Consider the following 13,395-nt stretch of genomic DNA (forward strand, 5'->3'; position numbering starts at 1 on the left):
GATCAGAAGCGCTCGATCGACCGCGAATTCTGCACCCGCTCCACTTCCTTCGGCTTGTACGCGCAGTAACCCGGGCGCGGGCCGATCTTCGGGTGGTTGCGGCAGGTGTCCGGGCGCTTGTCATAAATGGTGCACAGGCGGCTCTTACGATCCAGGTAGTAGCAATCGTTGTTGCTCATGCGCTGTAGGGTGAAGATCCCCGACTTCTGGTTGAAGCGCTCGACCAGACCTTCTTTTTGCAGACGCTTGGCGATGTTCTTCGGCGGGTCGCCCAGTTCGAACTCGTCGACCACGCCGATGCGCACCAGATCCTTGATCTTGACCTCGACCGGCAGCGTGCAGCAGCTGGAAACGCACGAGCCGCACATCGGGGCCGAATATTTGGCCCAGGTATCGAGACGGTCGATCTCGGCTGCGGCGATCAGGTTGGGCTTCATCATCGGTGTTTACCAGGCGTGTGCATCAGGGCGCGCGATCATACCGGGACTGGTGGATTTTTGAACAACCTTTCGCCAGATTTTTTCTTCATGCACCCGCATCGTCCGACAATTCGGCACGGCCCCTGCATTCATTGAGGCATTCGCCAGAGTATTGCCGGTCGATCTCACACTCTCGGTAAAAACTGCCGAACCAGAGCCCTTACCGTCGGTCAGACCGTCTAGGCTCTGACAACTCCCCGCTCGCTCGAGGTCCTATCGATGACTCAAGAACCACTAGTTCGCGAAGCAGAGGTGGCCGCATTCCGCGACGCCGTCCTGACCAAACTCACCTACGCGGTGGGCAAAGACCCGGATCACGCCTTCGACCATGACTGGTTCGAAGCCATCGCCCTGGCAGCGCGCGATCACATGGTCGAGCACTGGATGGACCACACCCGGCAGATCTACCGCAAAGGCCAGAAGCGGGTGTATTACCTCTCGCTGGAATTCCTCATCGGCCGCCTGCTGTACGACAGCCTGAGCAACCTCGGTCTGCTGGACGTTGCCCGTGAAGCGCTGACCGAACTGGGCGTCGATCTGGAGCGCATCCGCATCCTGGAGCCGGATGCGGCGCTGGGCAACGGTGGTCTCGGACGGCTGGCGGCGTGTTTCATGGAAAGCATGTCGACCCTCGGCATCGCCGGCCACGGCTACGGCATTCGTTATGAGCACGGGCTGTTCCGCCAGGCCATCGTCGACGGCTGGCAACAGGAGCAGACCGAGCACTGGCTGGATTTCGGCAACCCCTGGGAGTTCGAGCGGCCAGAGGTGGTCTATCCGATCGGCTTTGGCGGCAGCGTCGAGACCGTCACGGACGCCAGCGGCAAGTCCCGGCAAGTCTGGCACCCGGCGGAAACCGTCCGGGCCATTGCCTACGACACCCCGGTGGTCGGCTGGCGCGGAGCGAGCGTCAACACCCTGCGCTTGTGGCGGGCGAGGGCAATGGAAGATTTGCACCTGGAGCGCTTCAACGCCGGTGACCACCTGGGCGCCGTCGCCGAAGTGGCCCGGGCCGAAAGTATTTCCCGCGTGCTCTACCCGGCAGACAGCACCGAAGCCGGGCAGGAACTGCGCCTGCGTCAGGAATACTTCTTCGTCGCCGCGTCGCTTCAGGACCTGCTGCGCCGTCATCGCAACATGCACACCTCGGTGCTGACCCTCGGCGATCACGCGGCGATCCAGCTCAACGACACGCACCCCTCGATCGCCGTCGCCGAACTGATGCGCCAACTGGTCGACGTTTATGACGTGGCCTGGGATGCGGCGTGGCAAGTCACTGTCGACACGCTGTCGTACACCAACCACACGCTGCTCCCCGAAGCGCTGGAAACCTGGCCGGTGGGGCTGATGGAACGCATGCTGCCGCGGCATATGCAGATCATTTATCTGATCAACGCCCAGCACATCGACTCGCTGCGGGCCAAGGGCATTCACGATTTCGACGTACTGCGCGCGGTGTCGCTGATCGAGGAAGACAACGGCCGCCGGGTGCGCATGGGCAACCTCGCATTCCTCGGTTCCCACAGCGTCAACGGCGTGTCCGGGCTGCACACACAGCTGATGCGCAAAACCGTGTTCGCCGAACTGCACAAGCTGTATCCGGAACGGATCAACAACAAGACCAACGGGATCACCTTCCGCCGCTGGCTGTATCAGGCCAACCCGGAACTGACGTCGATGCTGGTCGATTCCCTCGGCGCGGATGTTCTGGATAACCCGGAACAGCGTCTGCTCGATCTTGAGCCTTTCGCCGAGAAACCCGCCTTCCGCAAAGCCTTCGCCGAGCAGCGGTTGCACAGCAAAAAGGCCTTGGCTTACCTGATCCATGAACGGCTGGGGATTGCGGTCAATCCGGCGGCCATGTTCGACGTGCAGGTCAAGCGGATCCATGAATACAAACGTCAGTTGCTCAACTTGATGCATACGGTAGCGCTGTATCAGGCGATCCGTGCCGAGCCGGAAATCGACTGGGTGCCGCGGGTGAAAATCTTCGCCGGCAAGGCAGCGGCGAGTTATCACCAGGCCAAGCTGATCATCAAACTGACCAACGATATCGCCCGGGTGGTGAACAACGACCCGACCGTGCGCGGCCTGCTCAAAGTGGTGTTCCTGCCCAACTACAACGTCAGCCTGGCGGAAAGCATCATTCCGGCGGCGGACTTGTCGGAGCAGATCTCCACCGCCGGTTTCGAGGCCTCGGGCACCAGCAACATGAAGTTCGGCCTGAACGGCGCGCTGACCATCGGCACCCTCGATGGCGCAAACGTCGAGATGTGCGAAAACATCGGCGCCGAGCACATGTTCATCTTCGGTCTCAGCGCCCAGCAGGTAGAGGCGCGCAAGCAGAACCACGAGTTCAGCGCCTTGCCGGACATCGCCGCCTCCCATCGCCTCAACGATGTGTTGCAGGCGATCCGCAGCGGGGTGTTCTCGCCGGATGACACGTCGCGCTACACCGGGCTGATCGATTCGCTGGTGGATTACGACCGGTTCTTCGTCTGCGCGGATTTCGATTCCTATTGGGATGCGCAGATGCGTGTCGATGCGCATTGGCACGACGCCAACAACTGGTGGCGCTCGGCGGTGCTGAACACCTCACGTATGGGCTGGTTCTCGTCCGACCGGACAATCCGCGAGTACGCTACGGATATCTGGAAGGCACTGGAGTAACTTTTAGCGACAAATGTGCGCCCGGCCCCACGATTGTTGGGCCGGGCCGATATACTGAGCCTTGGTTCCGCCCCGCCACGGGGCTGCTCAGGGATATCGACCATGCAATGGATGTTCATGTTGATCGGGCTGCTGCTCGGCTGGCTGCTCGACGAGTCGTTCAGCGATGCGCTGTTGGGCGCGTTGCTGGGGCTCGCCATCGGGCAGGCGATGCGCATTGCCCGGCTCGGTTCACAAGCCGCCGAGCAACAGCGTCAGCTGGATCACGCGAAGATCGCGTTGCAGGGCGTCGAGCAGCGTCTGTTTCTGCTGGAGGGCGCTCCGGCACATTCGTCAGCGCCTCCGAGCGTCGCGCCGGCCAGCGAAACGGTCGTTGAACCCGTCACGGTATTTGAACAACCCTCTGCCGCAGAACCCGAGCTGGTCTGGGAGCTGCCACCCGAACTCGAACCTGTCGCCGTCGCCGCCAGCGAACCGAGCCAGCCGCTGCCGGTCGATGTCTGGCGCCCGGAGCCCGTCACCCGCGAAGCACAACCGCCTGCCGAGCCTCGTGGCCCGAACCTTATCGAGCGCGGCATCAGCGCTGCTCGCAACTGGCTGTTCGGTGGCAATACTGTGCTGCGGGTCGGTGTGGTGCTGTTGTTCTTCGGTCTGGCGTTCCTGCTGCGCTACGCCACCGAAGGCATGGTGGTGCCGATCGAATTGCGTTACGCCGGGGTTGCGGCGGCAGCGCTGGGATTGCTGGCGCTGGGCTGGTGGTTGCGCCATCGCAATACGAGCTACGCCTTGATGCTGCAAGGCACCGGGATCGCGGTGTTGTACCTGACGGTGTTTGCGGCGATGCGCCTGCACCCGCTGCTCGATCCGTCTGCCGCGCTGGGATTGCTGGTGGCGGTGACGGTGTTCTCGGCCATTCTGGCCATCACCCAGGATTCCCTGGCCTTGGCCTGCGTCGCCGCGCTGGGCGGTTTCGCTGCGCCGATCCTGACCTCCACCGGCGCCGGCAACCATGTCGCGCTGTTCAGTTATTTCGCATTGCTCAACGCCGGCATTCTGGCCATCGCCTGGTTCAAGGCCTGGCGCTTGCTCAACCTGATCGGCTTCGTGGGCACCTTCGGCATCGGTTTCGCCTGGGGCCTGCGCTGGTACACGCCGGAGTTGCTGTGGAGCACCGAGCCGTTCCTGATTCTGTTCTTCCTGATGTACCTCGCCATCGGCCTGCTGTTCGCCCGACGCAAGTTGCTGGACATGCCGGACGCCCCGGCAGACGACGATCGTGAGGCGCTGCTGCACTGGTCGGCGCGTAAGGGCGACTACGTCGACGGCACGATGCTGTTCGGTCCGCCGCTGGTGGGTTTCGGTCTGCAATTCGCGCTGGTCCAGCATCTGGAATTTGCCGCTGCGTTCAGTGCGCTGGCGCTGGGCATGATCTACATGGCCCTGGCCAAAGTGCTGATGGGCGGTCGGGCGATGTTGCTGGGCGAGACTTGCCTGGCGCTCGGGGTGATTTTCGCCAGCCTGGCGATTCCGCTGGGGCTGGATGCGCGCTGGACCTCCGCCGCCTGGGCGGTGGAGGGCGCGGGGATTTTCTGGCTGGGCTTGCGTCAGCAACGGCCATTGGCCCGGGCCTTCGCATTGCTGCTGCAATTGGGTTCGGCGCTGGCGTTTCTCAGCCAGCTGCGCGCTGGCGAAAGCAGCCTGCTTGACGGTGCGCCGCTGGGCGCATTGATGCTCGGGGCGGCGTTGCTGTTCAGCTTCTATCAATTGCGCAAGGCGTCGCCGGAGCAAACTTCACCGTGGGAGCGTCAGGGCTTGCCGGTGCTGGCGTGCTTGGGGCTGACCTTCCTGTATCTGTTGGCGCCGCTGTTTTTCTTCACTCACGGCACGGCGATCAGTTGGGCGCTGGCCGGTCTGGTGACCTTGTTCGTCGGCTTGCGCCTGCAATCGCGCACCTTCCTGTTCACCGCGTTTGCCGTGCAACTGCTCGGCGGGGCGTTGTTCCTGTTGCGTCTGCAAGGCGCGGGCGAGGATTCGGCGGCGGTGTTCAGCGCCGGCTGGAGCGGTCTGCTCAGCGCATCGCTGATCGGTCTGGCGCTGATCGCCGGCATGTTGCTGGCGGCGCGCGACGAGATGGTGCGCAGCGATGTTCGTTTGCTGCGCGGTTTGTCGGTGGTGCTGCTGGCGGGTCTGGTGCTGATCAATCTGGCGGTGTTGTTCGTGCTGCCGTGGCAGACCGCGAGCGCGGTGTGGGCGGCCAGTGGTTTGCTGATCATCTGGCTCAGTCTGTACCTCAAGCAGTGCGTGAGTTTTGTTTTCGGTCTGCTGTTGCAACTGATCGGCGGCGCAGCGTTTTTGCTGGCCGGTCCCGAGTTGTTGGGGCCGCTGTCCAGCGAAGGTCTGCGACCGCTGGCCCATGGCGGATTCTGGACGCCGCTGGTGCTGGGCCTGGCGGCGATGATCGGAGCGTGGCGGCTGCAATTGGACAATCACGCTTCGGCGTTCGATGTGCTGAGTTTGCAGCGATTGTCCGAAGTGTTGCTGGTGTGGGGCGCCGGTTGGTGGGCGTTGGCGTGGGTCAGCGAAGTGCTGCGGTTTGCGCCGCTGAATCTGCTAGCGACGCTGTTGCTGCTGGTCGCCGCGCTGAGTGTCGCGTTGTGGACGCTGTTGGCCTTGCGTCTGAAATGGCCGTCGCTCGGGTTGCTCTGCACCGTGCTGATTCCGGCGGCCGGACTGGTGTTGCTCGGTGCGTGGCATTCGCGTTATCACCCGGCGGCGGATTTCGGCTGGCTGGCCTGGGCGGCGGTGTTCGTTGTGCATTTCATCAGCCTGCGGCGTCTGGCGCCGATTTTGCCTGCACGGTCTTTGAGCACGGCGCATATGCTCGGTTGCTGGCTGTTGATCGGCGTGCTGGCGCTGGAGTTGCGCTACGGCCTGCTGCTGTTGTCCGAGCAATACAACGCCTGGCGCTGGCTGGGCTGGGCGATTCTGCCGAGTGTGTATCTGTTGCTGATGGCCGCACCGCGTCAGTGGCCATGGCCGGTAGCAGCGTTCCCTCGCGAATATCGCCTGTACGCGGCGGCGCCGCTGGCGGTGCTGATGTTGGTCTGGTTCTGGCTGGCCAATGGCGTCAGCGATGGCAATGCCGAGCCGCTGCCTTATGTGCCGCTGCTCAATCCGCTGGAGCTGGGTCTGCTGTTTGCGCTGTTCGGTGTCTACGTCTGGTCGCGCAGCGCTGTTGCCGAGCTTTCGATCCGCCAGGATTACGCGGCTTACGCGACGCAACTGATCGCCGGTGTTTCGCTGTTCGCGTTCTGCACTGCGCTGGTCACCCGCGCCGCGCACCATTGGGCCGGCATTCCGTTCGAGCTGGATCTGCTGCTCGAATCGATGCTGGTGCAGGCCGGTCTGTCCATCGTCTGGACGCTGATGGCGCTCGGGCTGATGATCGGCGGGCACCTGCGCCATCGCCGCGAAGTGTGGCTGATCGGCGCGGCGCTGATTGCGCTGGTGGTGGCCAAACTGATTTTTGTCGAATTGAGCAACCGTGGCGGGCTGGCCCGGATCGTCTCGTTCATCGGCGTCGGCGTGTTGCTGCTGGTGGTGGGCTACTTTGCGCCACTGCCGCCCAAGCGCGTTGAAGCTGTACCGGCGGCGGACAAACCGGCCCCGGAAACCGAAGGAGTGTCGTCTTGAGTCGCAAGCTTAATCTCGGGTGGCTGTTGCTGGGCGTGGCCATGGCGGCCGGCGCCCAGGAAAAACCGGCGGACTTCGCCGCACAGGTGCCGTTGTCGGTCAGTGGTTCCGGCCCGTGGTATCGCCTCGAACTGCCGCTGAGCGTGCAGTTGCAGGCACGTCAGACCGATCTCAGCGACCTGCGGGTGTTCAACACCGCAGGGGAGCCGCAGGCCTATGCGCTGGCCCGGGAATCAGCGCAGACCCGCGACGATGGCCAGTTGCATGAGGTGAAGTGGTTCCCGCTGTACGACTCGGCGGATGCTACCGAGCGCGCGCCGAGCGTTCGCGTGCAATCCACCACCACCGGCACGCTGGTGGAAGTGCAGCCGTCCAGCCAGCTAGAAGCCGGTGAAGAAATGCTGCGCGGCTGGCTGCTCGACGCCAGTGCGATCAAGGCGCCGTTGCAGCAACTGATCCTCGACTGGACCAGCGAGCGCGACGGCTTCCAGCGTTTCAGCATCGAGGCCAGCGATGATTTGCAGCACTGGCAGGCCTGGGGCGAGGGCCAGGTCGCGCGCCTGACGTTTGCCGACGAACGGGTCGAACAGCATGAAGTGGCGCTGCCGGGGCAATCGGCGCGGTATCTGCGTCTGCTGTGGGATTCGCCGGCTTCGGCGCCGGTCCTGACGTCGGCGCAACTGAAAAGCAGCGATCCGCGCAATCTTCCGCTGCCGCTGGTCTGGTCCCCGGCGCTGGCCGGCAGCAGCGGCAAGTCCGGCGAATACACCTGGCAGCTGCCGATGGGGCTGAACATTGAGCGGGTGCAGGTCGAGCTGAAGCAAGCCAACAGCCTGGCACCGGTGACCCTGTCGGGGCGCCGCGAAAGCAGTCTGCCGTGGCAACCGTTGAGCAGCGGCTTGCTCTATCGCCTGACCCAGAATGGCCAGGACGTGGTGCAGAACGAATTGCAGCTCTACGGGCAGACCGTGCAGCAGTTGAAACTGACGGTCGACGAGCGCGGCGGCGGTCTCGGCGAGCAGGCACCGAGCGTGAAATACGCGGTGCGCGCCACTCAGGTGATCTTCCTCGCGCGCGGCGACGGGCCTTACAGCCTGGCGTTGGGCAATCCGACCGTGAAAACGGCGAACCTGCCGCTGACCACGCTGATCCCCGATTTCAAACCGGAGAAACTGGCCACGCTGGGCAAGGCCACGGTACAGGGCGAAGCGCTGGCGACCCAGACTTCGACGGCCACCACCTCGGCCACGGCGGACACCAACTGGAAGAAGTTCGGCCTGTGGGCGGTGCTGCTGCTCAGCGTGCTGTTTCTGGCGGCAATGGCCTTCAGTCTGCTGCGCAAGCCGCCGGCCAAGTCGTGAATATGACGGGTGTCGCCTCTACACCCGTCGGGTTTCCAACTACGCTGAATCCGGTGCCTGAACTCTCTCGGTTCGATCACGTCTGATAGCAGGAATTGCACCCGACGCACGTTACCGGGCGTCATTGCTCGCTACGGTTTCAGACTCCCTGTAAACTGCGCGGGTTTTTAGCCCCCCATTCCACCGGAGCCGTCCATGTCCCGCGTTACCCTGAGTCGCTATTTGATTGAGCAGACCCGCAGCAACAACACTCCTGCCGATCTGCGCTTCCTGATCGAAGTGGTGGCGCGTGCCTGTAAAGAGATCAGCCACGCCGTGTCCAAAGGCGCCCTGGGCGGTGTTCTGGGCAGCATGGGCACAGAAAACGTGCAAGGCGAAGTGCAGAAGAAGCTCGACGTGCTGTCGAACGAAATCCTGCTCGAAGCCAACGAGTGGGGCGGTCACCTGGCCGGCATGGCGTCCGAAGAAATGGACAACGCCTACCAGATCCCGGGCAAATACCCGAAAGGCGCCTATCTGCTGGTATTCGACCCGCTGGACGGTTCGTCGAACATCGACATCAACGCCCCGGTCGGCACCATCTTCTCCGTGCTGCGTTGCCCGAACGAATACCTGAGCCAGAACGAAGCGCTGGACGAAAAGGCCTTCCTGCAGCCAGGCACTCAGCAAGTTGCCGCCGGTTATGCGATCTACGGCCCGCAAACCATGCTGGTGCTGACCCTTGGGCACGGCGTCAAAGGCTTCACCCTGGACCGCGAAATGGGCAGCTTCGTCCTGACCCACGAAGACATCACCATTCCTGAATCCACCCAGGAATTCGCCATCAACATGTCCAACCAGCGTCACTGGGAAGCTCCGGTACAGCGCTACGTTTCGGAACTGCTGGCCGGTGAAGAAGGCCCGCTGAAAAAGAACTACAACATGCGCTGGGTCGCGGCGATGGTTGCCGACGTGCACCGCATCCTGACCCGTGGCGGTCTGTTCATGTACCCGCGCGACAGCCGTGAGCCGTCCAAGCCGGGCAAACTGCGTCTGATGTACGAAGCCAACCCGATGTCGTTCCTGGTGGAACAGGCGGGCGGCGCTTCCACCGACGGTCACCAGCGCATTCTCGACATCAAGCCTGAAGGCCTGCACCAGCGCGTAGCGGTGTTCCTCGGCTCGAAAGAAGAAGTCGCCCGCGCCACGGCCTACCACAAGGAATAAACCATGAACGCGCCCTGGCAGCCGTTGCTCGATTGGTGGTTCGGTCACTCCGAATCGGCTACTGAAGTGACGGCGCAACAGGGCGGGTTGTGGTTCGGCAAGAAAGACAGCCAGGACCTCGAAGCGCGTGAGCGTTTCGGGGTCTTTGTCGATCAGGCCCTCGCTGGCGAATTGACCGAGTGGACGCAATGTCCCGAAGGTTGGCTGGCGGTGGTGTTGCTGCTCGACCAACTCCCGCGAATGATCTTTCGCGATACGCCCAAGGCTTTTTCCGGCGATCTACGGGCGCAGAAACTGGTTGCTCAGGGGATTGCCGCAGACTTCGATCGGCAGTTGAAACCGGTCCAGCGACTCTTCATCTACCTCGTCTTCGAACACTGCGAAAACCTCGCGGTGCAGAATGAAGCCGTCTCGCGATTCATCGAACTGGTGGCTGAACAGCCGGAAGCGGAGCGCGGGGTGTTTGCCGACAACCTGGATTATGCCGAGCGGCATCAGAAGGTGATTGCGCGGTTTGGACGGTTTCCGCATCGCAATGCGGTGTTGGGGCGGGAGTCTACGGCGGAGGAGCTGGAGTTTCTCAAACAGCCTGGGTCAAGTTTCTAGCTTGTCCGCGTCCACTTTATCCAACTCAAGAAACAAGCCTTCAACGTCTCTGTATTTTTCTTGATCAATCTCGTCGGCACCCAATGCAAGGATTGCCAGTAAAGTAGTTTGATCTGAATCCGTGCAATCGTGTTTCTTGTTCATTAGCCACATCTCCTTGCGAATCGCGGATTACATTTCCGGCCTTCTGCGTCATGTATACCGCTATCGCGGGCAAGCCCGCTCCCACAGTGTTTGATGTGAAACACAAATTGTGTAAACACACATTACCTGTGGGAGCTACGGTGCGACGACTCGACTTGCCAGCGATGAGGTCAGTAGCCGCGCCTCAGATCCGGAAGCTACCCACCAACTGCTTGAGTCGAGCAGCCTGCTGCTCCAGATCCGCACAAGCCCGCAACGTCGCCTGCAAGTTCTCCACACCTTCCTGGTTCAGCGTGTTGATCTCGTTGATATCAACGTTGATCGACTCGACCACCGCCGTCTGCTCTTCCGTCGCGGTCGCTACCGACTGGTTCATGCCGTCGATCTCGCCGATGCGCTGGGTCACGCTGCCCAGACGTTCGCCGGCCTGGTTGGCGATGCCGACGCTGCTTTCGCTCTCGCGCTGGCTCTCGGTCATTATGCCGACCGCCTGACGCGCGCCGACTTGCAGCTCTTCGATCATTTTCTGCACTTGCTGCGCCGAATCCTGGGTGCGGTGCGCCAGGTTGCGGACTTCGTCGGCGACCACGGCGAAACCACGACCGGCCTCGCCGGCACGGGCCGCTTCGATGGCGGCGTTGAGCGCCAGCAGATTGGTCTGCTGGGAGATGCTGGTGATCACTTCCAGAATCTGCCCGATGTTCACGGTGTTGCTGTTCAGGGTTTCGATGTTGCCGCAGGAGTCGCTGATCTTCGCCGACAGCTGTTGCATCGCGTGGATGGTTTTATCCACAACCTGCTGGCCGTCTTCGGCCAGGCTGCGCGCGTCGCTGGAATGTTGCGAGGCGAGGGCGGCGTTCTGGGCAATTTCCTGGGCGGCGGCGCCGAGCTGGTTGATCGCGGCGGCCACGCTGTTGGTGCGCGAGGCCTGCTGGTCGGAGTTGAACATCGACGAGTTCGACGCCGCGACCACGCGCAGGGCGACTTCGTTGACTTGTCCGGTGGCCGACGACACTTCGCGGATCGAAGTGTGGATGCGCTCGACGAAACGGTTGAAAGAGGTGCCCAGTGCGCCGAACTCATCGTTGCCGTGAATGGTCAGGCGTTTGGTCAGGTCACCTTCGCCTTCGGCGATGTCGTGCATGGCGCGGCCCATGGTCAGCAGCGGTTGCATCAGTACGCGGATCAGCATGCCGAGCAGAGCGATGATGATCACCACGGCGATGACCATGGCGATCAGCGCCGAGGTGCGGAATTCGCTGAGCATCGAGAACGCGGTGTCCTTGTCCAGCACCAGCGCCACGTACCAGTCGGCCGACGGCACGCCGTTGACGTGGGTGAAGGAGATCAACTGGGTCTTGCCGTCGAACTCGACTTCCTTCAGGCCCGGGCTGACTTTCGGCGCACCGTTGGGGTAGGCCTCGGCGAGGGTCTTGAGCACCAGTTTGCTGTCCGGGTGGATCAGGATTTTGCCGTCGGCACCGACGATGAACGCGTGACCGTGGCCGCCGAAGTTCAGCGAGTTGATGATCGCGCTGACGCTCGACAGGTCAATGTCGGCGCCGGCCACACCGATCATCTGGCCCTGGCGCTGCACCGGGGTGGCGACCGTGATGACTAGTTTGCCCGACGAGGCGGCGATGTACGGTTCGGTGACGATGGTCTGTTGCGCAGCGTTGGCTGCCTTGTACCAGCCACGGGCGCGCGGGTCGTAATCCGGTGCGCGGTTGCCGGCCGGGACCGAGAACATCACGCCGTCGGCGCCGCCGAAGTAGCTGAGCTGGAAATTGCCGGTGTAGGCGGGCAGGTCGATGATGCGTTTCAGGCTGGCCGGGGCGTTGCCGTCGGCGACAACCTGTTGCGCCATCGATTGCAGCAACTGGATGCGGCTTTCCAGCCAGGTCTGGATGTTGCTGGTGGTCAGGCTGCCCAGTTCCTGCATCGACGCTTCGGTGCTGCTTTGCAGGGCTTCGCGCTGGCGATAGTCGTTGAACAAAATGAAACAGGCGAATGCAACGGCCACCACGAGGGCGGCAGCCAACAAGATCTTGTGGCTGAATTTCATGTTTCTGGTCATTAAGTGAGCTACCGCGAAGGGGCTGGTCAAGAAAGGGCGGCAATTTGCCACACTATCGGGCTTTGCGCTGCTCTTATTTCGACCGCTGCGCGCCAAAGATTAGGCGCCTTTTGCGAAATGCGACGAAATGCTCGATAGCCTTACAAACTGTCTGATTTACCGGCGAAAGCCGGACGAGCGGGCTAACAAATAGCCAGCCTCCCAGGGAACCAGACAGGGGTTTTCTCTTCTAAGCTTCTGGTTGGCGCCATGCCATCCCCCTTCCGTTCCAGGAGTTACACCATGTCGCTGCGATCTATCGCCCTGCTGTCGTTTTGCGTGCTGTTGGCCGCATGCAGCAAGGTCAATCAGGAAAACTATTCGAAGCTCTCGGCCGGCATGGCCAAGGCCGAAGTGGAGACGCTGCTTGGCAAGCCCACCGATTGCTCGGGCGCGCTCGGCATGTCCAGTTGCACCTGGGGCGACAAGAACAGCTTTATCAGCGTGCAGTACGCCGGTGACAAAGTGCTGATGTTTTCCGGCCAAGGCCTGAAGTAAACCGGGGCTACGCGCCCACGGGAGAAAAACAATGAAGCGGTTATTGCTTGTCCTTTTTGCCGGCCTGGTATTGGCCGGCTGCGCCACGACCGGTGAAGATCCGCTGGCGCCGAAGACGGTCAACAGTGTCAATCTCAAGCGTTACCAGGGCACCTGGTACGAACTGGCGCGTCTGCCGATGTATTTCCAGCGCAATTGCGCGCAATCCGAAGCCCGTTATTCCCTCAAGCCCGATGGCAATATCGCGGTGTACAACCGCTGCCTGACGGCAGACTGGACGTGGGAAGAAGTCAAAGGCACGGCTTATCCACAGGTGCCGGGCAAGACCGACAAGCTGTGGGTCGAGTTCGATACCTGGTTCTCGCGCCTGATTCCGGGTGTGGCGAAGGGTCAATACTGGGTGCTGTACGTCAGCGATGACTACAAGACCGCGCTCGTGGGCGACCCGAGTCGTCGCTACCTGTGGCTGTTGTCCCGCACGCCGACCGTCAACGGTGTGGTGCGTGAAGAACTGCTGAGCAAGGCGCGTCAGCAGGGCTACGACACCACGCGCCTGATCTGGCGTACGTCGGATCAGCAGATGGCCAAGACGTCCAACTGACTACTCCTCTTCTGATCGTTC

At 62.2% G+C, this 13,395-nt stretch carries 10 protein-coding genes; 7 read left to right on the forward strand and 3 right to left on the reverse strand.

Translation table 11 applies throughout. The annotated features are described in order from the left end of the window. Positions 1–2: 2 nt before the first annotated feature. A complete protein-coding gene (locus tag AC0R79_RS02820; protein WP_007952500.1) occupies positions 3–440 on the reverse strand; it encodes a YkgJ family cysteine cluster protein in 438 nt (145 codons plus the stop codon). A 258-nt stretch (positions 441–698) separates the two neighbouring features. On the opposite strand from AC0R79_RS02820, the gene AC0R79_RS02825 reads away from it, so the two are divergent. The 5 genes from AC0R79_RS02825 to AC0R79_RS02845 all read left to right on the forward strand — a co-directional run bounded on the left by AC0R79_RS02825 (position 699) and on the right by AC0R79_RS02845 (position 10,015). Beyond that, positions 699–3,149 (forward strand): glycogen/starch/alpha-glucan phosphorylase, encoded by a 2,451-nt coding sequence (locus AC0R79_RS02825; RefSeq protein ID WP_007952498.1) that lies wholly within the window; start codon positions 699–701, stop codon positions 3,147–3,149. Positions 3,150–3,251: 102 nt separating this feature from the next. Then, positions 3,252–6,842: a DUF2339 domain-containing protein gene (locus tag AC0R79_RS02830; RefSeq protein WP_474733103.1), complete on the forward strand. Its 3,591-nt coding sequence runs from the start codon at positions 3,252–3,254 to the stop codon at positions 6,840–6,842. After that, on the forward strand, positions 6,839–8,203 hold the full coding sequence (locus AC0R79_RS02835; protein WP_474733105.1) for a DUF3999 domain-containing protein: 1,365 nt from the start codon (positions 6,839–6,841) through the stop codon (positions 8,201–8,203). The genes AC0R79_RS02830 and AC0R79_RS02835 overlap by 4 nt, the downstream gene beginning before the upstream one ends. A gap of 195 nt (positions 8,204–8,398) precedes the next feature. Continuing rightward, a complete protein-coding gene (locus AC0R79_RS02840; RefSeq protein WP_007952492.1) occupies positions 8,399–9,409 on the forward strand; it encodes a class 1 fructose-bisphosphatase in 1,011 nt (336 codons plus the stop codon). Between the two features lie 3 nt (positions 9,410–9,412). Then, positions 9,413–10,015 carry a DUF924 family protein gene (locus AC0R79_RS02845; protein ID WP_474733107.1) on the forward strand — a complete coding sequence of 201 codons (603 nt, stop codon included), beginning with the start codon at positions 9,413–9,415 and terminating at the stop codon, positions 10,013–10,015. Here the strand turns inward: AC0R79_RS02845 and AC0R79_RS02850 are convergent. Beyond that, a complete protein-coding gene (locus AC0R79_RS02850) occupies positions 10,004–10,159 on the reverse strand; it encodes a hypothetical protein (RefSeq protein ID WP_164872124.1) in 156 nt (51 codons plus the stop codon). The two genes, AC0R79_RS02845 and AC0R79_RS02850, sit on opposite strands and share 12 nt — an antisense overlap. 184 nt (positions 10,160–10,343) lie before the next feature. Beyond that, on the reverse strand, positions 10,344–12,236 hold the full coding sequence (locus AC0R79_RS02855; protein ID WP_218887838.1) for a methyl-accepting chemotaxis protein: 1,893 nt from the start codon (positions 12,234–12,236) through the stop codon (positions 10,344–10,346). 282 nt (positions 12,237–12,518) lie between these two features. Between AC0R79_RS02855 and AC0R79_RS02860 the strand changes: the two genes are divergently transcribed. Next, positions 12,519–12,773 (forward strand): hypothetical protein, encoded by a 255-nt coding sequence (locus AC0R79_RS02860; RefSeq protein ID WP_007952486.1) that lies wholly within the window; start codon positions 12,519–12,521, stop codon positions 12,771–12,773. Positions 12,774–12,804: 31 nt separating this feature from the next. Then, positions 12,805–13,374 carry a lipocalin family protein gene (locus AC0R79_RS02865; RefSeq protein ID WP_179692959.1) on the forward strand — a complete coding sequence of 190 codons (570 nt, stop codon included), beginning with the start codon at positions 12,805–12,807 and terminating at the stop codon, positions 13,372–13,374. Positions 13,375–13,395: the final 21 nt, after the last annotated feature.

The organism is Pseudomonas sp. HD57-3, from assembly GCF_056113135.1.